Origin of the sequence: Paenibacillus hemerocallicola (assembly GCF_006265175.1) — a bacterium.
Taxonomy (GTDB): domain Bacteria; phylum Bacillota; class Bacilli; order Paenibacillales; family NBRC-103111; genus Paenibacillus_AB; species Paenibacillus_AB hemerocallicola.
Genome location: NZ_VDCQ01000018.1, coordinates 45,407 through 70,578, shown reverse-complemented (window position 1 = coordinate 70,578; position 25,172 = coordinate 45,407). Strand labels below are relative to the sequence as shown.

General features: G+C 56.2%; 17 protein-coding genes. 9 read left to right on the top strand and 8 right to left on the bottom strand.

The features are described from left to right. Positions 1–162 precede the first annotated feature (162 nt). From FE784_RS14880 to FE784_RS14865, 4 genes are all read left to right on the top strand, one after another. Positions 163–3,093, top strand: coding sequence for a TIM-barrel domain-containing protein (locus FE784_RS14880; protein ID WP_139602999.1), 2,931 nt, complete (start codon positions 163–165; stop codon positions 3,091–3,093). A gap of 895 nt (positions 3,094–3,988) precedes the next feature. Further along, positions 3,989–4,603 (top strand): C40 family peptidase, encoded by a 615-nt coding sequence (locus tag FE784_RS14875; protein ID WP_139602998.1) that lies wholly within the window; start codon positions 3,989–3,991, stop codon positions 4,601–4,603. A 19-nt stretch (positions 4,604–4,622) separates the two neighbouring features. Next, on the top strand, positions 4,623–7,787 hold the full coding sequence (locus tag FE784_RS14870) for an ATP-binding protein (protein WP_139602997.1): 3,165 nt from the start codon (positions 4,623–4,625) through the stop codon (positions 7,785–7,787). A 6-nt stretch (positions 7,788–7,793) separates the two neighbouring features. After that, positions 7,794–8,432: a response regulator transcription factor gene (locus FE784_RS14865; RefSeq protein ID WP_139602996.1), complete on the top strand. Its 639-nt coding sequence runs from the start codon at positions 7,794–7,796 to the stop codon at positions 8,430–8,432. Positions 8,433–9,073: 641 nt separating this feature from the next. Here FE784_RS14865 and FE784_RS14860 read toward each other — a convergent pair. The 7 genes from FE784_RS14860 to FE784_RS14830 form a co-directional block, all read right to left on the bottom strand. Further along, positions 9,074–9,379 (bottom strand): hypothetical protein, encoded by a 306-nt coding sequence (locus tag FE784_RS14860; protein ID WP_139602995.1) that lies wholly within the window; start codon positions 9,377–9,379, stop codon positions 9,074–9,076. 60 nt (positions 9,380–9,439) lie between these two features. Then, positions 9,440–10,234, bottom strand: coding sequence for a hypothetical protein (locus tag FE784_RS14855; RefSeq protein WP_139602994.1), 795 nt, complete (start codon positions 10,232–10,234; stop codon positions 9,440–9,442). A 28-nt stretch (positions 10,235–10,262) separates the two neighbouring features. After that, positions 10,263–11,081, bottom strand: a complete 819-nt coding sequence (locus tag FE784_RS14850; protein ID WP_139602993.1) for a hypothetical protein — start codon at positions 11,079–11,081, stop codon at positions 10,263–10,265. Positions 11,082–11,276: 195 nt separating this feature from the next. Then, the gene (locus FE784_RS14845) at positions 11,277–11,654 is read right to left on the bottom strand and encodes a hypothetical protein (protein ID WP_139602992.1); all 378 of its coding nucleotides are present in this window, start codon (positions 11,652–11,654) and stop codon (positions 11,277–11,279) included. A gap of 48 nt (positions 11,655–11,702) precedes the next feature. Continuing rightward, on the bottom strand, positions 11,703–11,993 hold the full coding sequence (locus FE784_RS14840) for a hypothetical protein (RefSeq protein WP_139602991.1): 291 nt from the start codon (positions 11,991–11,993) through the stop codon (positions 11,703–11,705). Between the two features lie 153 nt (positions 11,994–12,146). After that, positions 12,147–12,884 carry an SDR family oxidoreductase gene (locus tag FE784_RS14835; RefSeq protein ID WP_139602990.1) on the bottom strand — a complete coding sequence of 246 codons (738 nt, stop codon included), beginning with the start codon at positions 12,882–12,884 and terminating at the stop codon, positions 12,147–12,149. Positions 12,885–12,970: 86 nt separating this feature from the next. Next, complete coding sequence (locus FE784_RS14830) at positions 12,971–13,558, bottom strand: Crp/Fnr family transcriptional regulator (RefSeq protein WP_139602989.1); 588 nt, start codon at positions 13,556–13,558, stop codon at positions 12,971–12,973. A 235-nt stretch (positions 13,559–13,793) separates the two neighbouring features. On the opposite strand from FE784_RS14830, the gene FE784_RS14825 reads away from it, so the two are divergent. The 3 genes from FE784_RS14825 (at position 13,794) to FE784_RS14815 (ending at position 18,750) form a co-directional block, all read left to right on the top strand. Then, positions 13,794–15,665: a right-handed parallel beta-helix repeat-containing protein gene (locus FE784_RS14825; RefSeq protein ID WP_139602988.1), complete on the top strand. Its 1,872-nt coding sequence runs from the start codon at positions 13,794–13,796 to the stop codon at positions 15,663–15,665. A 110-nt stretch (positions 15,666–15,775) separates the two neighbouring features. Then, a complete protein-coding gene (locus FE784_RS14820) occupies positions 15,776–17,089 on the top strand; it encodes an ABC transporter substrate-binding protein (RefSeq protein WP_176706225.1) in 1,314 nt (437 codons plus the stop codon). A 59-nt stretch (positions 17,090–17,148) separates the two neighbouring features. Continuing rightward, on the top strand, positions 17,149–18,750 hold the full coding sequence (locus FE784_RS14815) for an extracellular solute-binding protein (protein WP_139602986.1): 1,602 nt from the start codon (positions 17,149–17,151) through the stop codon (positions 18,748–18,750). 140 nt (positions 18,751–18,890) lie between these two features. Here the strand turns inward: FE784_RS14815 and FE784_RS14810 are convergent, their stop codons facing one another. Further along, the gene (locus tag FE784_RS14810) at positions 18,891–21,164 is read right to left on the bottom strand and encodes a helix-turn-helix domain-containing protein (protein WP_139602985.1); all 2,274 of its coding nucleotides are present in this window, start codon (positions 21,162–21,164) and stop codon (positions 18,891–18,893) included. A 246-nt stretch (positions 21,165–21,410) separates the two neighbouring features. Between FE784_RS14810 and FE784_RS14805 the strand changes: the two genes are divergently transcribed. Together FE784_RS14805 and FE784_RS14800 are read left to right on the top strand one after the other, a co-directional pair. Next, entirely contained in the window at positions 21,411–21,911 is a 501-nt protein-coding gene (locus FE784_RS14805) for a DUF4912 domain-containing protein (protein WP_246132029.1), read from the top strand. A gap of 41 nt (positions 21,912–21,952) precedes the next feature. Then, positions 21,953–24,904 (top strand): 1,4-alpha-glucan branching protein domain-containing protein, encoded by a 2,952-nt coding sequence (locus FE784_RS14800; protein ID WP_139602983.1) that lies wholly within the window; start codon positions 21,953–21,955, stop codon positions 24,902–24,904. Positions 24,905–25,172 lie beyond the last annotated feature (268 nt).

Genomic DNA, 25,172 nt, shown 5'->3' with positions numbered 1-25,172 from the left:
GCCAAGTATAGAAGATGCGGAGATGTCTCGTATATGGTATTTCATAACGAACGGATGTGAATTGATAACTGATTTGGCATCGCTATTTCATGTGATTCGATAACATTTTTCTGGCCGGCATGTTATGATGGAAGCAATGGAAAACGCCAAGGGGGCGTGGAGATGGACAGAGTGACGGATGCCCGGATTTCGTTGGAGAACGGGGGATGGATCGTGGCGGATGCAGTCGCTTCCGGCACCTTTCGGATTCGGATGAATGATACGGGGCTTTTCCCGGAGTCGCCGCTGATCCGGTATCGAATTGTAAACGCTATCACCGAGTCGGTAGACGAGAGCCTCTCAGTTGTATGCGGTGACGTCACGACTATACGGGCCGGGCGGGCAACGCTGCAAATCGACGGGAACGACGGGCAGCTGCGTCTGTACGGTCCGGACGGAAGGGAGCGGCTTCGCACGTGCTGTCCGCCCTGGTCCGGCTCGGCGGGGGGGTTCGGAGCGCGCTTCTCGCTGAATGCCGACGAGTCCTTGTACGGACTCGGCAACGTCGTTCCCGAGCAGTTGGATCGGCGCGGCTTGCGCGTGCCGATGTGGGCGGAGCAGGATTTGTGGGCGAGCGCCCCCATTCCTTTTCTGATGAGCTCCGGGGGATGGGCCGTCATGGTGAATACGACGTGGCGGCATACGTTCGACATCGGCGCCGCGACCGATGACATTCTGAGTATAGAAGGGCCGTCGGGCGAGCTGGATCTGTTTCTATTCGTCGGAACCGGCTACGCCCAACTGCTCGAAGCGTATACGGACGTTGCGGGAAAGCCGCAGCTGTTGCCGATCTGGATGTACGGTCTGAACTTCTGCCCGCGTGTAAAGTCGAGCGCCAGGGATGTGCTCGACGACGCGATCAAATTTCGCCGGTCCGGAACGCCCTGCGACCTGATCGGCCTGAGCGCGGATTGGATGGAGACGGTCAACGACTATTCGACCGCCAAGCGCTGGCATCCGGAACGGTTCCCGACGAGCACGAACGATCTTCTCCGTCAAGTCTCGTTTATCGGCATCTTGCAGAAGCAGGGCTTCAAGCTCAGCCTGACCCTGGGCTGCGATTACGATCTGACCTTGCTAGAGGAACGGTTGGCCGCGGACAAAACGGACGGGGAGTGCGAAGAACCCGAGGAGGCGTGGTACGATCATTTGCGCAAGTTTGTCGATGACGGCATATCCGCCTTCGTTCTCAGCATGAAAAACCCGATGTTCAGCCATCCGGACCGGATATGGGGCAACGGCATGACGAGCGCGGAGCTTCACCATCTGTATCCGGTTTTGCTCGGCAAGCAGATGCATCTCGGCTTCCGCCGGCAGACGAACAAGCGGCCGGTCATTCATATGGAAAAAGGCTATTTGGGCATGCAGCAGTTTGTCGCCAGTACGGCGGGCACGTTTTATAACGCCAGACATGCGATCGCGGCCGTATTGAATTACGGGCTGTCCGGTCATGCCAACGCGTCGACGAATATGCACCTGATTACCCGCGAGGGCATTCATTCCGATTTTTTGCTCGCATGGTCGCGGATCCACAGCCAGGATCATTTCCATCATCCGGATTTTCTGGAGCAGCCGCTGCAGGAGCTGTTCCAGCGGTATGCCCGGCTGCGCTATCGTCTCATTCCCTACCTGTATTCGGCGGCGCATGCAGCCGCCCGTACCGGGATGCCGATTACCCGCGCCATGCCTCTCCTGTATCCCGATGACCGGAATTGCCGAGAATTGAGCCGGCAATACATGCTGGGGGATTCCTTGCTGGTTGCCGTGTATACCGATCAAGTATATTTGCCGGAAGGGAACTGGTACGACTACTGGACCGGGGAGCGCTACAGCGGTCCGCAGTGGATCGCCTACACCGCTCCCCCGGGAGCGGGCGGCCCTCTGTTCGTACGCGCCGGAGCGATCGTTCCGATGTGGCCGTCGATGGACTATATCGGCCAATTGCGGGTAGAGACGCTTACTCTGGATATTTACCCCGGCCCGCTCGGCGAGTTTGTGCTATACGAGGACGACGGAGCCACCTTCGACTATTTGGACGGAGGTTTCGCCCGAACGAGAATGCTATGCGAGGCGAACCGCGAGACGACGACCGTGCGCATTTCGCGACGCGAGGGGGCTTATGCCGGTATGGTCCGCAACCGCAGCTACGAGCTGATCGTCCATATGGAGGGCAAGCCCGCGGCTGTCCGGGTGGGCGGACAGCGCCGTCCGGATCAGACTAGGAGGATCAAAGCGGATCCGTTCCGCGGCTGGCGATACGACCGGCTTGCGGGAACGGTGAGACTGCATGTGGAAGAGGCCGGATCCGGGGAATCGGAAGTGTACGTCGAAATCGTGCATCCGCCGAAGCGCATTCCCGCCGCCGTAAGTCGCTCCGGAACAGTGCCGGTCGACGGCGGCGTCGGAAGAGGAGAAGACGGAACGGATGAAGCGTTCGTCGCCGCTTTGGACACGGGCGTGCTGCATAATGCGGAACCGGCTCTCGCGGCATGGTGGAGGGCGAAAATGAAGACCGGGTCGTCGAGCGCGATCTGGCCGCTGCATGTCATGAATGCTTGCCACCTGATCGTCCGGCACGCGGAGCGGAGCGGATGGGATGCCGGAGACGTATTCGGCGGAGCGGCGGATACGACGGCCGCGCTGGCGCAGCTCCAATCGCCCGAGCAAGGGTATGAGCTGCTGCTGCGGCTCCTAGGACGGCTCGTCCGGCACACCGAAGAGCGCCGCCCTGCGGCGAAGCATCCGGTCGTCCGCGAGCTGGTCGCCATCGTCGAGCGCGAGCCGGACAAGGACTTGTCGCTGAATACGATGGCCGAGCGATTCGCCCTGCACCCGTTTCACTTGAGCCGCCTGTTCAAGAAGGAAACCGGAGCCGCCTATTCCGACTACGTCATGACGATCCGGATGACGCGGGCCAAGAAGCTGCTCGAAGCGGGCCATAAGGTATACGAGACCGCTTCCCGTTGCGGCTTCAAGGATGCCGGAAATTTCTCCAAGGCGTTCAGCAAATATTGGGGCGTCCCTCCGGTGGGCTTCAAGCCGAAGCGCGAGTGAGGCGCGACCGTTATCGTGTCGGGAAGCAGTCGCCATGTGGTCGATCGACCGCAATCATGCAGTAAAACACCGGCGCCGGGAGCTGCGCGCGATGCGAAAGGGCTTGGCGCGCTACTTTTGGAACGGCGGCGATGAACTCCAAGCAGAGCGACGGAATTACGCCAACGGAAGCTCGTCCCCCATATACTAACTGTAAAATATCAGGTTGTTGAATAAGTCAAAAAGAGAGATTTGCACTACAAAAAGAGGTGGGGGAAATGTGCGGAAAGCGAAGCGGTTGACTTTACAATCGTGTTGTAACCGTAAAAAAATTTTAAATACAACACGATTTTAATGGATGTAGAGCGCCTTCCTCCACCTCTTGTCTCCGGCGCTTTCTCGCTTTGCAGACTTTTTCAATAGCCTCAAAATATGTAGTTATATTCAGGAAAAACGCGAAATTTGCTGAAATAACTGGAAAATATGCAGGTGAATTGCCATCACACCGAGAAATGGGCGTAAACGATCGAAATAACTGTACATTTTCCAGTTCACTACGGCAGCCAGGCAAGTCTTCACCAAAATAACTGCATGTATTCCAGTTCGCTCGAGTTGTCCACCGGCCTTTAAGGGGGAGAAGCTCACACACTCTCTCTCTTAGTCCAACTGCTCGATCCTCACTTCTTTGCCGGCGAAGGCTATGACGAGCAGCACGATATCGCGGACGCCGCTATAGCATAATTAATGAGACTACTCGCAGAGGGATGGCGGACTTTGGCTGCCGTCCTTCATTAGGCGGCGCGATAGTTCACGCAGCTGTGATATAATGGAAAATACAGGCGGAAAGGCGGGAGATATCGCATCATCCACTCGAGAGGCGAGTGGTCGAATCCTAATCTGATGAAGGGGGAACGTAATGGAACTCAACAAGGTTGCATACAGTCAAATTGCGGATCAACTGGAAACGGGCGATCTTTTATTTTGCCATGGGATCGTGGCGGGAAGCCGGCTTGTCGAAAAACTGGAAGATTGTCAATGGTCGCATGTGGGCATGGTCGTACGTACGGCCGACGGGCAAAATTTGCTCTGGGAATCGACAACGGCCGATCAATTGCAGGATGTCCGGTTCCACGTCGAGAAGACGGGTCCGCAGCTTGTCCGACTGATCGACCGGATTGCGACCGATGTAAGCAACAATACGGATACGTTGTTCGCCATCCGAAAGCTGAACGTTAAGCGTTCCCCGGAGATGATCGACGCCTTGAACGCGTTTATCGGCGAAGTTCACGATGCCGTATTTCCCAGCGAGGCCAAAATGTACTTCGAGGTGTTGGAGGGGAAGGTCGGCATCAAAACGTCTTATGCGGATTTTTTCTGCAGCAAGCTGGTCGCGGCCACCTATATCCGGATGGGGCTGCTGTCCGAAGAACGGGTTCCCAACGACTACGAACCGAAGGATTTCGCATCGCCGGGCCATATTCGCCTGCAAAACGGGGCCAGCTGGGGCGAGGAGATGCTGGTAACGCCATGAGGCTTGACCGGCTGCGGATATGAAGCATTTCTGGATGTCCGGTCTGATCGTCTTTATCGTCTTGTTTGCGACAGCGGCGGAGGCTCAGGCGGCGAACGGGGGCTCCGTTCCCCCCTCGGTACGCGAAGGGGTATTGAATTTGTCCGAGTGGGATTTGGCTTCGGACGGTCCGGTTCCCCTTGAAGGGGAGTGGGAGTTGTATTGGAACCGGCTTCTGGCGCCGAATGATTTCCTGAACTCCCGACCGCCCATAACCGGTTTCATCGGCGTGCCCTCGTTTTGGAGCGAATATGCGGCGGAGGGCGGCCATTTGCCGCGCTACGGTTATGCCACCTACCGGCTTGTCATTACCGGCAATCGCAGCGAGGCGCAGATGGGCATCAAGCTGATCTATGCTTATTCCGCCGCCAACATCTGGGTGAACGGCAAGCCGGTGCGGTCGTTCGGCCAGCCCGGCCATACCCGGCAAGAGGAAGTGCCGCGGTTCGCTTCCTCTTCGGTCATCGACATCGGCCCGGTCGGCGACCGGATCGAGATGGTGATCCAGCTGTCCAATTTCAACAATCCCCAAGGCGGGCTCGTCAGCGGATTCGTTATCGGCACAACGGAGCGGCTCCATGCGATGAAGCAGCGGGAAGTGATGGAGGACTGTCTCGTTTTCGGCGCGCTGCTCATGATGTCGGGCTATCATGTTATTTTGTATGCGCTGCGGCGAAAGGACAAGTCCCCGCTTTATTTCTCCCTGTTTTGTCTGTGCATCGCCGTCCGCACCCTGCTCTCGAATTCCAGGTTCGCGATCGACCTTTATCCGGGCATTTCCTGGGCGTGGTGGGCCAAGCTGTCTTATTTGACCGTTTATGTCGGGCTGTTCGCTCTCGCGTCGTTTATCTATCATTTGTTTCCGTCCCACGTAGCCAAATCGATAGCGCGGTTTATGCAATGGTTTTGTACCGCATTGGCTTTGCTCGTAGCGATGAGCGGCATTCGCGTGTACGACATAACGCTGCTGCCGTTCGAAATCGCGGCGCTGCTCTTCATGCTTTACTCGATCTACGCCGTCATTCGGGCGGCGCGGGCCCGTCAGGACGGGGCATATTTGTTTCTTGCCGGTTTTATCGTCATTTTGCTGGCCGCGCTGAACGATATGTTGTCGCGCCTGACCGTAATCCCGACTCCGGCATTGCTGCAATACGGGGTGCTCTTCGTCATCTTTTTGCAATCGGTCATTTTGTCGATCCGCTTCTCCAGATCGTTTGCGCAAGTCGAGCGGTTGTCCGAACGATTGCTGTCGCTGGACAAGCTGAAGGACGAATTTCTGGCCAAAACGTCGCATGAGCTGCGGACTCCGCTCGTCGGCATTATCGGCATAACCGAATCTTTGCTGGACGGCACGCTGGGGGAACCGTCCCCTCAGGCCAAGCGGATGCTTCAATTGATCCGGACGAGCGGCAGCCGGCTGTCTCATCTGATCAACGACATTCTCGATTTTGCCAAGCTCAAAAATAAAGATCTCCATATCCGGCCGGTCGTGGTGGACGTCGCTAGAATGACGGAGCTTGTACTGGCGCTGCTGCAGCCGATCGCTTCCAAAAAGGGGCTTGCCCTGGAAAATCGCGTCCCGGTCGACTTGTTCGTCCATGCGGACGAGAATAGAATGCAGCAAATTTTGCATAATTTGATCGGCAATGCGATCAAGTTTACGGACGAAGGCTTCATAAGCGTGACCGCACAGCCAGGGGACACGTATGTCGCCGTACAGATCGCGGATACGGGCATAGGAATTCCGGAAAGCGGACTGAACCGGATTTTCGAGTCGTTCGAGCAATTGGATTCGGTGATGGAGCGTCATGGCGGGACCGGCATCGGACTTGCGATTACGAAGCAGCTGGTCGAATTGCAGCAAGGCAGCATTTCGGTTAATTCCACCGTAGGCAAAGGCTCGGTCTTCACCTTTACATTGCCGTCGGCCGTTCCGCCGAAGGAGCTTCACCCGGAGCCTGACGAAATCCCCGCAGCGTCGGAGGTAGCGGCGGAAAAAGAGATTGAAATAGAGATGGAAGGAGAGACAGCGGCAGCGGTTCCCGCGCCGGCGGCGAAACCCGTGCGGGACGGGCAGGCGGAAGCGCCTACCGTCATGATCGTCGATGACGATCCGATCAACATTCAAGTGCTCGTCAACTTTGTTGGCGGAACATACCGAATCATGGAAACATGCAACGGTCTGGAGGCTATCCGCTGGATTCGGGAAGGGGTTAAGCCGGATATCGTTTTGCTCGATATTATGATGCCTCATATTTCCGGCTTTGAAATTTGCCGTCAGATCAGAACCGAATACAATTCGGGGGAGATGCCCGTCTTGTTCCTGTCGGCCAAAAACCAGATCGCCGATTTGACCGAGGCTTTCGAGCTGGGAGCCAACGACTATATCCCGAAGCCGGCCGACAAGCGGGAGCTTTTGGCCAGGATCGGCATGCATTTGCGACTGGCCCAGTGGAATCGTTCATTGGAGAAGGAATTGACGATTAGGACGGACAAATTGGAAGCCGTAATGCGGGAAACGGCGCGCGCCTTGTCGGAAATTTCCGTATTGGAGGAACGAAGCCGCATTGCGCGGGACATTCACGATAAAGTGGGACATACGCTTACCGCTTCGATCGTACAGATGGAGGTCGCGATGATGATGACGGAAAAGGATGTCCGAACGGCGGCGGAGAAGCTGCAATCGGCTTGCGAATTGACTCGCCAAGGGCTACGGGAAATGCGCCAGTCCGTCCATATGCTGTACGAGCAATCGGATGATTTGGATTTGTTCTCCTCGTTGATCAAGCTCGTTCAGGATACGGAGAAATACGCGGAAGTCGTCATTGAGCGACATATCGAACCTATCGCGCCCGCTCTGCCGCCCGAGCAGGAAAAATGGATTTACCGCGCTCTTCAGGAGGGGATAACGAACGGCATCCGTCACGGCCGATGCAAGTGGTTCAAATTTGCGTTAAGGCAGACGGGCCGTCATATCGAGTTCGTACTGGAGAACGACGGGCTTCCCTACAAGCCTGGCAAGCTCGGACTCGGTCTGACCGCTATGAAGCGGCAAGCGGAGCGCTGGCATGGCACATTCCACATCGGCACCGACGGGGTGACGGGCTGCCGGCTCGAAATCATCCTTCCGATCGAAAGGAGGTAAGCGGGCATGCGAAAAATCCCGATTGTCATTGCCGAAGATCAAGCGATCGTCCGTGACGGGTTAGTCGCGATTATCCGGATGCAAGAAGATATGGAGGTGGTCGCCGCCTGCTCGGACGGCTTGGAAGCGTACGAGTCCGTTGGGCGATGGCGTCCGCGCATCGTGCTCATGGACATTAAAATGCCCGTGATGGACGGCATTGCCAGCACCAAAAAAATCAAGGACGATTACCCGGACACGATCGTTCTCATCTTGACCACCTTCTCCGAAGATCAGTACATCGTAGACGGACTGGTGAACGGCGCGAGCGGCTTTCTGCTGAAAGATCTGCATGCGGCGAAGCTGGTGTCGATTATCCGGGAAGCGGACAACGGGGAGTTTTTCGTCCCTTCGGCGATTGCGGCCAAGCTGGCCGGGCGTCTGAGAGAGATGTCGGCCGGTGCCGTCACGCCGCTGGCGGAGGAATTCACTCCCCGGGAAATCGAAGTGATCGAGCGGCTCATCGAGCGCAAGAGCAACCGGGAAATCGCCGGGGAGCTTTACCTGACCGAAGGGACGGTAAAAAATTATATCAGCGTCATTTACGAGAAGCTCGGGACGAACGATCGCGCGAAAGCGATCACGATGTTAAAAAGCATACGGTAGGCGGAAGAGCAGATGTTCAGTTCTCACAAAATAAACGGAAATGGTACAGTTAATTACAGGTAAAAGAGAAATTAAGAGAAATAGATGGAAAACATGCAGTTAAAGCACCACCAAACGGTCAAATGGGCGAAAATGGGCGAAAATAACTGTGCATTTTCCAGCTAACAACGGACTACAAGCACTCCCCCCAAAAAATAACTGCGTATTTTCCAGTTGTTGAAAAAGTCAAAAAGAGAGAGTTGTCATACAAAAAGAGGTGGGGGAAATGTGCGGAAAGCGAAGCGGTTGACTTTAAAATCGTGTTGTAATCGCTAAAATCTTAAAACAACACGATTTTAACGGATGTGGAGCGCATTCCCCACCTCTTGTCCCCGGCGCTTCCTCTCCTTGCAGACTTTTTCAACAGCCTCGTATTTTCCAGCTACTTCGAGTGATTCACCGACTTTTCGGAAGGAAGGTTGGTCGGTGCATCGCCCCGCTCCGAGCTCGGAATGTGTGTCACCGAACGCCCGCTGTTCCCGGATTTTCTTTCGGATCGAATAGGTCCCGATTCGATGAAAATCCGGGGACGAATTCGAGCGCCACCGCTTGTACCGCCTCATTCCGGCAGGGAATAGCGTTTCTTTTCGGCTTCGTCAGCCTTAATGATTGTACACTTTATCGAACGTGAGCCCTTGAAGAGGCAGCGAGTCCCAGCTTACATTTTCCGTTGTGGCAAGCCGCTGCTTCGTTTGGGTATGGAATACCCAGTAGGCGCCTTCGTATTTGATGCCGTTTCCTTTGCCGCCCTGCGCCAGCAGCTGAATCGGCTCATTGTCCAGAATGTGCTGCACGCCCTTCTGCGTATCATCGTTGCATTTGCCCCAGGCGCTGTCCGTGATGCAAATGTTGACGGCTATTTTCGCGCCGCTCGGAGTTTGGCATTGAATCATTTTGGCGATATGCATGCGCTGCATCTCCTTTATGAATAAGTAGGGTTACGTATCTTGTCATCCGGAAGCTGATACTCAGTTAACGGACAACGGTACGTTCAACACAAAATCCTCGATATTTTTGCCGAGTCTTTTCTGCACGGCGTCTCTGACGTTGGCATACTGGCTTTCGTTCAGAGTCATCGTCTGGACGCCCTTATAGATCGTAGTGCTGGAGCTTTTGTAGTGGGCGAACAGGAAGTCGGTCTGCGTATCGGAGGAACTGAAGTAAGCGCCCAACGTATGCATCGCCAGCGCTCCGTTCGTTTCCGTAACCGCGCCGATCTGGAAATTGCCCGCATTGCTGCTGACCGCATTATGGCCGAACAGCTTGATCCGGCCGTCGTCGTCCTTCAGCTTCTTCAGCGCATCGATGCTTGATTTGACGACGGCGTATTCGTCGGCGGTAAATGCCGCCTTCACAATATCGAGCACGACATCGTCCAACTGGAACGAGCTGCTGGATACGCTATACTGCTGAAAGTCGAAGCCTTGGGAGGTCCAGGCCAAAGCCCCGAGCGTGTTCAAATAAGTGCTATACCAGGCTTGCGCGTCCGTTTCGCGATTCGCGCTGGCATTGGCCGCAAATTGGGCGAACAGGGTGGAATCGAGCACGTCCTGACGGTTCTGCCCGGATACGCCGCTTACGAACGAGATTACGCTCCCGGCCGTAATATCGGCCGAAGAGTCTTTTTTGCCGTGCTCATCTTGAGCGATGGATGGCTTCCCGGCAGCGTTCGCGCCTGTCAAGGCAAGCGGAGCAAGGTCGGGAATCGACAGCTTGACGGATTGAATGAATGCGATCGATTGTTGTACGTCGGCAATTTTCATAATGATACCTCCCGTAATTTTCGCTGGATCAGCTTAATGGAATCGTAACGATGAATTGGCTAATTTGCGTATTCAACCTGCTCCTGACGGTGCTTCTCATGCGGCTGTAAATGTTGTCGTTCAGCGCCATCGTTTGCGACGACACGAACAAATTCATGGAAGCGGCCGTGTATCGATCGAATAAAAAATCGGCAGGGATTCCCTGGCTATTGAAGAGTACGGCCATTGTCTGCATTTGAATTTGATCGCTCTTGGCATTTTCCGCGACTCCCAGCTGAAAATTGCCCGCGCTCGCGGCGACCGAGCTTCCGCCCAACAGTTGGATGCGACGATCCGTGCTTTTGAGGCCGCCGAGCGCCCGAAGCATGGCAGTCAGGCTGTCCTGCGCGCTTTTGGTCCATAGGCCGGAGGTCAGCTCGAGAATCGTATCGTACAATTGAAATTGTTCCGGCAAATGCGCGTACTTTTGAAAGCGGAATCCGACCGTATTCCAACCGAGCAAATTTAAAGTTTGGACATAGACCGAGTACCATTGATCGGTTTGGGTATCCCTCTGATAACGGCCGTTGGCCGCAAATTGGGCAAACAGCGTGGAATCGAGGACGTCATCCCGATGCTCGTCGCAAATACCGGCGGCGATGGAGACCAGACTCCCCGCGCATACATGGGAGGAGCCGCACGATTTGTCGGCCCGGACCGCGGCTGGTTCCGCGTCCCCTGAGAGAGCGATCCCCGTCAGTTCGGGATAGCGAAGGCTTACGGCGCCGATCAAGCCGAGCCTCTCCGTCAGATCCATCGGGCCGGGTATACGGGAGACGGCATTAGCCGATTCTCCTTCGGGAATCATGTTTGATTCACCTCCTTCTGTTCAAATCATAAGCGGAGCTGCGCGAAGAGAGTAGTGACCGGAGGTCATGCTTCGGTCATGGAAAAGTCAGGGGAGGTCATGAAGCGGAAGGAGATAAAAATAGCCGGACGTAGGGAATTCACTACGCCCGGCTTATTTGCATGCAAGAGCTGACCGCTTCCTTTATGCATACCGTTACAAATTATTGTTGATCCAGCCGTTTCTATGAACCAGTTCTTCAAATAGCCGATGGTCGCTTTCCTTTTTGAAATTCAGGTAAACCTTCTTCAGTTTTTTCAGTTTTTCCAACTTGGTTATTTCTTCAAATGGAATTACCGTATGTTCATTCATTACGAATTTCTCCAGATTTTCGTATTGAAGAATTCCTTCCATATCATTGAATTTGGGCGTGTTTATCAAAGTAAGGCTTATGATTTTTTTCGGATTCGCCACCTGCGGAAGTTTAACGAGTTTTGTAGTATATCCGACCGACAGCTCTTCCAGGCTTTTAAACGTTGAAATAAAATCGAATGACTGCATTCCCTTGGCATGGCTGAAACTGAACTTTCTCATGTTGGGGAAAACTCAAAATCCTGTAAAAGAAACCAGCGTATCGATACCTTATAGTTCTGTTAGGCTTTCAAGTGCTTCGGAAGCAAAACACAATAGGCTTACATATTTTACATTCCCAAGTTTTTTGACGATTTCCAAGTTTGCCGATTCCCCGTCCATTTTCACAACAGCGGGGTCAACGACCAAAGCGATTTTGATCTCGTCATTTCTTCTAATCAAATTTCTCAAGAGATCGAGCTTTGGATCGCTTATTTTATTTTCAATTAATACGGGAGTAATATCCGAAGGGTTAATCTTTTCCAAATCATCAAGACTTACTTGGTTTACTTTAGTTATCACAGGGAATCCTCTCATCCAATGAAAATGCGGAGCAGTTCGGGCCATATACGCTAAGGCCTCTTTCCATATCATAGGGGGCAAGCTGCCCATCCCAAATTATACCTGAAGATGGAAGAGACGCAAATCCAACCCAAATCCTATTTTCCCCCGTCGCTACAAGCCGTCTTTCATGATCCGATAGGCCAGGCCGGGCGCCAGTCGATGAAGCGCATACAGCAGTCTCGTCTTGCCTATGCGCATCGTATAGCGATCGCCCGCCAAGCCTGCGACGAGTCGGCTTGCGAACGCTTCGGGACTTATTTTGCCGCGGCCCCGACCTTCCGTCATGGCAGTGTCGACTAGCGGGGCGAGCACGTCGAATACGCGGACCGGGGTATGCTCCAGCTGATAACGCAATGCTCTGGCGAAGCTGGATAGAGCGGCCTTCGTGGCGCAGTAGACGGGAGCGTCCGCCTTCGGGGCGATGGAGAGGCCGGACGATATATGGATCAAGGCCGCTTCCTTTTGCTGCCGCAAGAGGGGAAGTAGCATGGCGTCGAGCCGCACGGCGGCGATGAAGTTGATCTCGACCTCCCGGGCGATCGTCTCCAAGGATGGCGGAGCGGAGTCGAACCGGCTATGGCATTGAATTCCCGCATTATTGACGAGCACGCTCAGACGCGGATAGTCCCGTTCGAGCAAGGACACCAACGATTCGCGCTGCTCCTCCGATCCGATATCGCAAGACAGGGCCGTCAGGCCCGGTATATTCTCTTGCGCGTCCGCCAGCTTCCCGCGGTCCCGACCGACGACGATCACTTTATTGTCCATCCGCGTCAAGGTCCGGGCAAGCGCCAAACCGATGCCCGAGGCGCCACCCGTAATGAGCACCGTATGCTCCGCAAGTTTCATTCCCGCTGCTCCCTTCGAAATCCTGTGAATGTCTCCACTCATATACACAGCATAACTTGCGAGGAGCTTTCGTTCATTAACATAGGTTAATTCCGCTGACGGTTTACGATCCGGCTTAAAGAGACGGGACTTATGCCCAAATAGGAGGCGATATGGTATTGGGGGATTCGGTTTTCCAGGCCGGGGTATTTGTCCCGGAACAGCCGGAGCCGCTCTTCCGCGTCCAGATAGAGCAGCTGTCTCTCGCGCTCTTCTTTCTTCAGGTACAACTGCTCCACGCTGTGGCGGACGAATCTTTCCCATGAATGACTCCGGTCGGTCAGCTCTCTCAGCAAGGCGTACGGAACCTCGATTACGGCGGAATCTTCGAGCGCCTGTATCGAGAAATAAGAGGGCGTGCCCCGGATCATGGCGCCGTAAGAGGTAACGAAGTCGGGGGCACGCGAGAAGCTTTTATTGTATTCCTTGCCGTCGTCCAAAGCGTAATACAGACGGAACAAACCCACGCTGCAAAAGTAGGCGTGCTTGACCCCGTCTCCAGCGCGGACCAGGTGCGTTCCTTGACTTATCCGTTTCAGCTGCGTCCGCTCGACGAATACGTCCCATTCCTCCGGCTCGGCGCACAGCTCGAACAGCTTCCTGATCGGTTCGTAATGTTCCTCGCATCGTTTCATCGGCAGGCTCCTCGTATAGTTCGCTACACTTGTTTTCGGTAGGGAGCAGCCGCATTCCTGTCGGCTTCGGCGGAATCTTGCCCGTAACCCCGACGAGGCAGTTGCCATTTGTTACGAAACTGTTCAAACGTTACGATCGGCCCCAAAGATGCAAGCTATCGTGGAAGGTGTGTATAGGAGGGAAGCGCTTGCCCGCTTACACTGAGGAGGAATCGACGGTGAAGGGGGCAGGCGAATGGCGAAGACCGGGGACGAACGAGCGAGAGCAACAGCCGAGGCGGCTGAAGCAACAGCGGCCGGAGAAGGCGGTATCGACGGGGGCGAGAGCAAAGCGGGAGGCAGGCTGTGGAGCCGCCGGGAAATGATCGCAGCCATCGGCGCGGCGGGCGTGACGATGACCGCGCAAGCGATTATCGGGGGCAAGAGCAGCTATGCAAGCAACGGAACCGGAAACGGCGGCGGAAGCGTAACCCAATCCGTATACGGCGGACCGGGCGAACACGCGGACCATTCCGGCAAGCTCGACTGGCATAACGTGCGCAAGCAAGGAGCGAAGGGCGACGGTGTTCACGACGACACGGAGGCGATTCAACAGACGCTGAACAAAGCGCTGGCGGAGGGCGGAATTGTAGTCTACGTGCCGAAAGGCGTGTACAAGCTGACGGCCATGCTGCGCATCTATCGCAATACGAAGCTGCAGCTGCATCCCGGCGCGGTAATGCTCAGATGCCATAACGACAGCTTCTTGCTGAACGGCGACGTCGGTGCCCAGTATGACGGGTATGAAGGCCATGGCAGCCTCATCATTGAAGGGGGCACGTGGGACGGCAACATCGTGCATTATCCCGATGCTTATGTCGGCTTCAATTTCGCCCATTGCCGCGACGTAACCGTGCGCGACGCGACGATCAAGGATGTCGTCTGGGCGCATGCGATCGAAATCAACGCGAGCCGCGACGTGCTGGTCGAGCATTGCCGCTTTGTCGGCTACAAAAATGCCGATGACGGATCCCGTTATTTCTCCGAAGCGATCCAGATCGATGTCCCGACCCGGCTCAGCTTCGCGGCGTTCGGCAAGTACGACGGCACGCCTTGCCGCAATATTACGGTGAGGGACTGCTACTTCGGGGCGAGCGGGACGCCGGGGACGACCGCCTGGGCGTGCGGAGTCGGCACGCACGGAGCGATTCACGACGTATGGTCGTGCGATATCCGCATCCTGAACAATACGTTCGAGGGATTGACGTATTGGGCCGTGCGGCTGTTTAAATGGAACCGCTGTCTGGTCGAAGGGAACGCCTTCTTGAACTGCGGCGGCGGCATTACCGTCAGCACGCCAACGCCGAACAGCGAGTCGACGAAGGACAAGGACGGCGTCCAGCGAGGAGCTCCGCAAGCGGGCCGCAGCATTCGGATCGCGGGCAATTTCATCGCGGGAGCGTCGGCTTACGGCGGAATCGCCTGTTACGGGGATCAGCAAGCGCGGGTCGAGGACATCTCGATCACCGACAATTTCGTATACGATGCGGGCACGAACAAACACGCCATATCGTTGTCGTGGTGCCAAAATGCGATTATCGAGCGGAATATCGTGAGCAATGCCCGACGCGGGGTGTACGTGGACAATTCCGGCCTCTGCCAAATCGAGGGCAACCGGATCGCGGGCATCGCCGTCAACGGCATCGAGTCTTCCAAATCGGCCAATATCACGGTCGGCGGCAACGATGTGAGAGCGTGCGGATTTTACGGAATTTCGTTCAGCGAAACGTCGCTGTTTGCGGTCCGCCGCAATACGGTGGAGAACGTCAGCCAGAGCGAGCACAACCGGTATGACGGGATTATCGTAAGCTCGAACAATAAGGACGGGTCGGTGTCGGACAACAGGGTGCGCAAAGGCGATACGGGCAACCAAAACCGGTACGGGCTGAATATTGCCGCAAGCAGCCAGCGGATCGAAACGAACGGAAATGTGCTGGAGGGCGTATCCGCGGCCTATTGGAACGCCTCCTCCACATCGTCGGATCACCTGCGCCTATACACGGCGGCGGGAGCCTGCTACAAAGTGACGGTCGACGCTTCCGGCGCGCTGTCGGCGGTTTTGCTCTAGCTCGGACAAATAGACGCATCATCACCCGATTAGCGACATTGCATTCAGTACATGAAATTAGATTCAGTATGGCTAAGGCAGATATTGACCATTCAGGAGGACTCATAGAGATGAAAAAGTGGACTTCAGTAATCGCGACCGGCTTGGTAGCGACAACGGTGTTGGCAGGATGCGGCGGGGCGGACGGTAGCAAGGGCCAGAGCCAGTCGGCGGCGAATGAAGAGGAGAAGAAGCCCGATCCCGTGACGGTGACGATCGGAGTGCGGGCGACGGGGTACTTGACCGAGGACGAAATTCAGCGATACATCGTGCAGCCGGTCGCGAAAAGGTACCCACACATTACGATCAACCGGATCGTGCTGGATGACAAGGCGAATTCGTTCGAAAATTTGCTGGCTAGCAACTCGCTGCCCGATATCATTTTCCACACCTCGCTGCTGCTGCCGGATCTGAAACGGCTGAAAGCGGACCAGGATTTGACCGAAACGCTCAAAGCGGCGAAGCTCGATCTGAACAAATTCAACCCGACGGCGCTCGAGGCGGTCAAAATTACGAGCGAGAACAGCTATTTGATGGGCGTGCCGTACACGATGCACTTTAATGCGCTGTATTACAACAAAGATATATTCGACAAGTTCGGCGCATCCTACCCGAAGGACGGCATGACGTGGCAGGAAGTGACCGAGCTCGCCAAAAAGGTGACGAGAATAGAGGACGGCGTCCAATACAGAGGCTTCGAGCCGGATTCGATTTACCGCGCGGGCTCCCAGCTAGGGCTGCCGCTCGTGGATCCGAAAACGTTCAAATCGCTCGGCAACACCGACCCATGGAAAAAAGTCGTGGAAATGGCCAAAGCCGCCTATGAAATCGAAGGCAACTCGACGATCCAGACGTTCAGCTCGGGCGTCAACGCTTTCGTCAAGGACCGGAAGCTGGCCATGCTCGCGGGCTTGAACTGGCTGCCGAACTTGGCCGAGGTGAAGGACCAGTTCCCGAATTGGGATTTGGCCTCGTATCCGACCTGGAAGGAACAGCCCGGCGTAGGCACGCAGATCGACCTGCACGTCATGGTCGTGCCGAACACGAGCAAAAACAAGGAAGCGGCCGCACAGGTCATCGACACGGTCGTATCCGATGAGGTGCAGCTCGATATGGCCCGCAACGGAAGAGTGTCCGTCCTGAAGGACAAGAAGTACCAGGACGAGTTCGGCAAAAATCTCGATTTCCTGAAAGGGAAAAACGTTCAGGCGATATTCAAGTCCGCGCCGACCAAGCCGTTCCCGTCGACGGTCCATGCGAATAAAGCGTTTAATGAAATTACGAAGGTCATGACCCAGGTGGTCAAAAACAAAGTGGACGTCAACACCGCTTTGCGCAGCTATGACGAGCTGATGGACAAATATATCGCCGAGCAGGGCAAATAAGCCGGGTCGTTTTTGGTATAATGCTAACGTAGAGATATTACGGAAGCGGAGGAGAACGGATGGCCCGAACCGGAAAATGGATAACGGCTGCCGCGGCGGCGCTGCTCGTCGCCTGCTCGCTCGCATGGATCGGCGGCGAGCATACGTATAACGCCGATACGGCCGACGAGCCTTCCCTTCTGCTGCCGCAAGGCATGCCGATTATGAGCAAGCCGGTGGAGCTGACGTTTCTGGCCGGCAAATCGGCGACCAGCGCCTCCAATTGGAACGACGTGCTGCTCTGGAAGCGGTACGCCGGGATGACGAATATAAACGTCCGGTTTCAGCTTGTTCCTTTCGAAAGCTTGGGAGAGGCCAGAAGGCTGGCGCTTGCCACCGGAAATTATCCGGATGCGTTCTATGCGGCGCGTATGACCGTATCCGAGCTGATGAAATACGGCAAGGACGGAGTACTGATCAAGCTGAACGACTTGATCGACAAATCCGCACCGAACCTGAAGCGGCTGCTGGAGCGATACCCCGATTTGCGCCGAACGCTTACGATGCCGGACGGCGGCATATACTCGATTCCTTCGTTCTACGATCCGGAGTTTTTGTCCATGCTGATCGGGATGCCGCTATGGATCAATCGGGACTGGCTGGAGGCGCTGCAGCTGCCGGAGCCGCAAACGACCGACGACTACTACGCCTACTTGAAGGCGGTCAAGGAAGGCGATCCGAACGGCAACGGCATTGCCGACGAGGTTCCGTTCGCCAGCATCGGCATCAATGAGCTGATTCATCATCTGAAGGGGGCGTGGGGCCTGGGCAACCGGGGCTTGGCCCATACGCTCGTCGACTGGGACGAAGCGGCGGACCGGCTAAGGTTCATTCCCGCCGATCCGGCCTACAAAGAAGTTCTCGAATATATCCACAGGCTGTATGCCGAAGGACTGATCGAGAAAGACGTCTTCACGATCGGCAGCAGCGAGTATTATGCGAAAGGCTCGCAGCGCTTGTACGGCTCCATGGTCATGCCGAATCCGTTTACACTGATGAAGCAGACCGGCTACATCGGCCTGCCCGCCCTGCAAGGACCGCACGGCGACAAGCTTTATTCCCATGTAAAAGCTTCGCTCGCCCACATAGGCGCCTTCGCGATTACGAGCAAAAACGAGCATCCGGAAGCGACGATCCGCTGGATCGATTACTTGTTCGGCGACGAGGGAAGCAAGCTGTTTTTCATGGGAGTACCGGCCATTAGCTACGAAGAAACCGCGGACGGAGATCTCCGCTATACGAATGCGATTATGAACGACCCGGACGGCCTGACGATGGAGCAGGCTCTGACGCCTTATGTGACTTGGCTCGGAGGCAGCTATCCGGGCTATGTCCGGCAGCCGCTGTTCAGAGGCTCGGAGAGTATGCCCGAATCGTTGGAGGCGGCCCGCAAAGTGAAGCCTTACGCGGTTAAAGAAATATGGCCCCCGTTCAACCTCGCCCCGGGGAGCTTGGGCACGGAACTATTTTCGTATGTCCACAATATGCAAGCCAAGTTCATTACCGGGGAAGTGCCGTTCACCGATTGGGACAAATACTTGGGCGGTCTGAAGATGATCGGGCTGGACAACTATATGAGCCTGTACGAAGATGCTTATCGGGCTTATGCGGAAGGCGGGTGAATAACTGAGCGGAGGGGTTGGAATGAGGTCGTAGAAGCGGCAGCGTCCGCATTGTTTCCGGATATCGGAGGCCCGTTCCAAACCCGCAGCGGGGTTATTCACCTGTCTTTTCCAAGCGGGAATACACGCGAAAAGCCGGACTACGCTTGCAGTCCGGCTTTGCTTTCGAGCGCCGACCTTTTCCGGAAATCTCCCGGAGTAAGGCCGGTTATTTTTTTGAACATCCGGATGAACGAGGTGACGTTGCGGTACCCGATTCTTTCGCCGATATCCTGGACGGAGAGGCTCGTGCCGTACAGCATCTCCTTCGCCTGGCGGATGCGCACATTGTTCAGGTGGTCGCTGAAGTTCGTTCCGGTCTTTTCCTTGATATAGGCGGACAAGTAGTTGCTGGACATGTTCATCCGGTCGGCTACCGAATCGAGCGACAAATCCTCGGCATAATGCGATTCCAGATAGTCCGCGAAAAACTCCACGACGGGATCCTTCTCGTCGCGCTTGTGCTTGATGGAATCGGAGGCGACCGTAACGAAGCGGTCGAAAAAGCGTCTATAGTCGTCAAGCGTATAGCATTCCTCCAGCTCCGCCAGCAGCGCGATCAATTGCTCCGACCTGTCGGGGTCCACCTTTGCTTTTTCCGTAAGCTTGAGTATTTTGGCGGCCGTATCCTGGGCAAATGCCCGCAGCTGGAGGCGGAATGCCGCTTTCCCGTTCCTATGCTCCAGCATCCGGTGAATGAGCTGCCCGCATGCCGCCCCGTTGCCCTCCTGCATATTGGCGTAAAACTCCCGCTCCTGCTCCAACGCGAACCCGAAATGGCTCGCAAGGGGGGCATCCTCCCATATTGTTTCCGTCTCGTCCCGAAGCCCGGCCTGCTTCACCCGGTTCGAAGCCTGCATATAGGCGCGGTTGAAGTCCGCTCCGGCGCCAAACATCGAGCTGACCGCCATCGTAACGAGATAGTGGTCCTTATCCCGGTCGAAAATCGTCTTCAGCGCCTCCAGCGCCTCCTCCAGCCTTGATCGGGCGTCCTCCCCGTAGACTACGGTTACGAGCTGACTGCTCTCGGTTTGCAGCGTCCGGGAATGCTCGAACCGGTCCGACATGGTCACATCGACGCATTCGCGGGCGGCGTAGGTCAGCCGGTCCGCCTTCAGTTGAGCCGCCTGAAGCCGCGCATGGCGGAAATTCAATTGGAACAGGACGATCCGGAAAGGAAGCGTCTGTGCAATCGCTTCTTTCCATTCGTTCGCGCCTGCTCCCGTCGCGATCATTTTCAGCTTGCTGATATAGCGGAAATCGGTCAGCAGCGACGTTTTGCTTTGCAGATCGTCGTGAATGTCGTTCCGCTCCTGAATGAGCTCCCTCGATATTTCGTTGATCAGCGTAAACTCGTAAATGCTGCTGCTCACGACGTCGGGACTGCGATGTCTGAGCGAGGCGATAATCTGCTTCACCGGAGCGTTGATTCTCCGGCTGAACACGACGGACGCGGCCACCGCGATGATGACCGACAGGACGAACAGGACGAGCAGCGTCCATTTCAGCTTGGCGATTTGCGCGGCAATGGTCGAGTAGGGGACCGACGTCATATACGTCAAGTTCGATTCCCGGCTCTTCTTGTAGAACGTATACGTATCGTCGCTCGCGACGAAGTCCTTGTCCTCTGCGGGAATAAGCCGCTTGCCTGTCGGAGCGGGACCCGAGGAGTCGAACAGGACGGTTCCGTCCTGATGCAGAATGGAGAAGGCCGGACTGTCATTGCTGTAGAACGATTCGAACAGCTGCCGCGCATCGAGCAGGCCGATGACGAGGTGATTGTAGCCGGGCAGCTTGACGGCCATCGGAAACAGCTGCTTGCTCTGTATATCCGAGGAAACGATGGAAAACATCCGGCTCGGGTGCAGCTCCGACGTATACGGCCGCTTGAATTGCTGCTGCCAGAAGTCGAGGCCGTACGGCTCTCCGACGTAAAACCGGGAGAACGTTCTGGCGGCGTCGCCGGTGCCGTTTTTGTCCACGGTAAAGGAAGCGGGATTGTAGAACACGATGATGTTGTCCAAATACAGAAACGGATTGTTGACGTCGCGCCGGATCTGCTCCATCATGTCGGCCGGCTTCAAATAATTGACCGGCGCCGTATCCTTGGCGGCTAGCTGCCTGCCGAACGAGACGACGTTCTCGTCCTGATACAGCTTGAACAGCAGCGTCTGGATGATCGACAAATGCTTCTCATACCGGTCTGCCGCATTGTCCAGAGCGATCCGGTTATGCCGGATCATTTCCCGCTGAATGTTCGTTTTGAAAAAGGCGAACGACAAAAAATTGAAAGAAGCCAGCAGCACGATGATCGCCATAAAGCTGATCATGCTTTTAATGAATAAGGAATTGATATTGATCGGTATTTTCCGCAAAACGAAACGAGCCCCTTTGCATGAGAAAGCGCTTTATCTACGTAATGTCTTCATTGTACAGGAAAATCGGGCAATGGAGAACCGAAAGATCGCCATTCCGTGTTAAGAGATCGTAAAGGCGCGCGGAATAGGCGGTATGGCAGACGTTGTCCGTTCCGCCGATTTTTTGCCGGACGATAGGCATATTTCGCGGAGAGCCCTCGTATTGTTAGAAGTACCATGGAAAAGAAAGGAAGGGGAATCCATTTGCACGATCATAGGCTGGAAGACTACGAAACTCCCAGCGCTTACCGCAAAGACAGGCTGCGCCTGCTCGTTCGGGACGCCCGCACGCTCCACGCTTACTGGGAAGTGTCCGACCGGAGAAAATGGCTGACCGCGCAGCATTTCGAATGCGATTATGGGCAATTGCCCAAGGTGCTCCGGATGTATGACGTCACGTACGTCCTGTTCAACGGGCATAACGCCAACCGGGTCATCGATATCGATCTTACTCCCGAAGCCGACAATTGGTACATCAACGGGCTTGACGCCGATGCGGTCTATACCGCCGATCTCGGGGTGTACACATGGGAGCGGCAATTCGTTCCTCTACTAAGATCCAATGTCGTGCAAACTCCGCGCGATTGTCCGGCCGGCTGGGGGCGGCCCCTCGTCCCCGTCGTCGCCGAAGCGTCCGTTCCTCATCCTAAGGCTTATATTCCTCCTTATGCGCTGGAGCATTTCGCGCCTTACCGTTCCACCTGATCGTTTCCAGTATCGATATCATACACAAAACGGGGGTTCCGATGCACAAAAGATGGAAAGCGAAGCCGGAGCATAAAGGCTACATGGCTTTGGTACTGCACGCCCATTTGCCTTACATCCGTCATGCCGACCGGGATGACGTCATGGAGGAACGGTGGTTTTACGAAGCGATGACCGAGACGTATTTGCCTCTGATCGAGGTGTTCGATCGGTTGGCGGGGGACGGCATCGACTATCGCGTAACCTTCTCGATGACGCCCACCTTGCTGTCGCTGTGCGCCGATCCGCTCATGCAGCGGCGTTATGCCGCCCATTTGGAACGTTTGATCGGACTCGCGGACAAAGAGGCGGAGCGGCTCCGGAACGATGATCGGCTGCACCCCCTCGCCGCGATGTATGCCGCGCGGTTCCGGCAGCTGATGGAGCTGTACGAAAGCTGCGGCAGAAATGTCGTTGCGGCATTCCGCCGTTTGCAGGACGACGGGAAGCTGGAAATTATGACGTCCGCGGCCACGCACGGCTATTTGCCGCTGATGAAGACGGAGGAAGCGATCCGCGCGCAAATCCGCACCGGCATCCGCGAATACGAACGTCATTTCGGACGCAGACCGACAGGGATATGGCTGCCGGAATGCGCCTATACGCCGGGTATCGACCGGCTGCTGAAGATGGAAGGCATTCTATATTTTATCGGCGACGCCTCCGCCGTGGAATATGCATCGCCCGCCCCGAACCGCAAGCTGCTTGCGCCTCTCATGACGCCTTACGGCGTTACGGTATTTCCGCGAGATCCGGAATCGTCCGAGCAAGTGTGGAGCGCGACTGACGGATATCCCGGACATTACGATTACAGGGAATATTACCGCGACATCGGATGGGACCTCGGCTGGAACGACGCGGAGGAGTGGGAGTATATACGGCCTTACGTGCTGCCGACGAAAGAACGCGTCAACACCGGCTTGAAATATTACCGCATTACCGGCAGCGGCCAGCACCGCGAGCCTTACAATCCGGACTGGGCGCGGCAGGCGGCGGCCGATCAGGCCGATCATTTCCTCCGGTGCCGCGAACGGCAGGCGGACACCTGGAGCGAATGGCTGGACCGGCTTCCGATCATCGTGTCGCCTTACGACGCGGAGCTGTTCGGACATTGGTGGTACGAAGGCCCGACCTGGCTCGAGATGCTGTGCAGGAAAATGTACCACGACCAACAAAGCGTCCGAATGATTACGCCCGGGGAATATTTGCAGAACTATCCGGTCGCGGACACCGGCAGCGTAAACGAGTCCAGCTGGGGCCGCAACCATTCCTCGGAGGTTTGGCTGCAGCGGGACAACGATTGGATATACCGCCACCTGCATGAGGCCGAGGATCGGATGATTGCGATCGCCACGCGGCACGCCCGTTTAAAAGGAAGCGCGGCGATACCGACGGCGCAGCTGAAAAGGGCGCTGAATCAGGCGGGGAGGGAGCTCCTGCTCGCGCAAAGCAGCGATTGGGCGTTCATCATGGACAGCCGCACGGTCGTCGATTATGCGATCCGCCGAACGAAGGACCATTTGGGTTGCTTCAACCGGCTGTGCGGCATGATCGAGGACGGACGGATCGAAGAGACGTTTCTCGGCGCTCTGGAACGACGAAACAATTGCTTTCCCGAGCTTGACTATAAAGATTACATATCGGTGCTGCCGGCTTCCCCGATCCCGCAATTGCCGGATGTCCGGGCCAAACCGAACACCTTTATGCTCGCATGGGAGTATCCGCCCAAGTACGTCGGCGGGCTGTCCCGGGCCGTCGCCGATTTGGCCGAAGCGCTCGCGGCCCGCGGGGAAACCGTCCATGTCGTGACCACGTCGTTCGAGGGCGCTCCGGCCTTCGAGCTCCGCAACGGGGTTTACGTGCACCGGCTGCCGGTGCTGTGCTCGGGCGATACGGATTTTTACCATTGGACGTTCGAGATGAACTTGGCCATGGTCGATTACCTTGTCTCCTGGAGAGAAGACGGGGGGCGAATCGACCTGCTGCACGCGCACGATTGGATGGTGCTCCATGCCGCCAGGGAGCTCAAGCACAGCTACGGACTGCCTCTCGTCGCGACGATCCATGCCACGGAATGGGGGCGGCAGCAAGGCAAGCTGCACGGCGAGCTGCAGCATCGCATACACGGGCTGGAGTGGAAGCTTACGTACGAGGCGAACCGGGTATTCGTATGCAGCCGGCATATGAAGGAAGAGGTCGTTCGTCTGTTCCAGCTGCCGGATGACAAGGTGGACATTATTCCTAACGGGATTCACATACCCGGGCGAAGCGGCGGGGACGGACGACCGGAATGGCAGGATCGCATGGAGCGGTACGGAGCCGGGGCCGTCGTATCCGACGCCAGAAATCGCTGGTTCGATCCCGGAGACCGGATCATTCTGTTCGTCGGGCGTCTCGTTTACGAGAAGGGCGTGCAGGTGCTGCTGGATGCGATGCCTTCGGTGCTGGCCAGGGTGCCGGGAGCGAAGCTGGTCATAGCCGGGGCGGGACCGATGCGGGGTACGCTCGAGCGGCGGGCCGCCGAGACGGGCGCCGGGCACCGCATCTCGTTCTGGGGCTTCATCGACGACGAGACGAAATCGCGTCTTTACGAAGCCGTCGATTTGTGCGTCTTTCCGAGCCTATACGAGCCGTTCGGCATCGTGGCGCTGGAGGCGATGGCTTCGCGCAAGCCGCTCGTCGTCTCGGATACCGGAGGTCTCGCCGATCTCGTCGAGCACGGCAGCGACGGCTATAAGGCGCTTCCCGGCCATGTGGAGTCGCTCGCCTGGCACGTGACCGAGCTGCTGTCGGACCCGGCCGCCGCCGCGGAGATGTCGGCCCGCGCCTATGAGAAGGTGCTGTCGAAGTATGACCCCGCCGCGATTGCGGAGCAGGTCCAAGCGCACTATGATCGGCTGACCGGCCGGATGCGCCGCCTGGTGCCGGAGCCGATAATGGTTCCTCAGAAGTGAAGTGGGGCTCGCCCGCGATAGAGGAACAGGTTCAGGCGCACTACGATCGGCCGACCGGCCGGATGCGCCCGGCGCCGGAACCCATAATGGTGCATCAAAAGTGAAGCGGGTCTTGCCTCAATAGAGGAACTTCGTTCCGCTATCGCGCTTAATCTCGGTTGCTTTGCACGATTAACGGAACTCTGTTCCTCTAAATTGCACGTGAGGAGTATTCAGGACCGTTTCGCGCCTAATAACGGAACCCAGTTCCTTTATTTTGGGGGTTCCA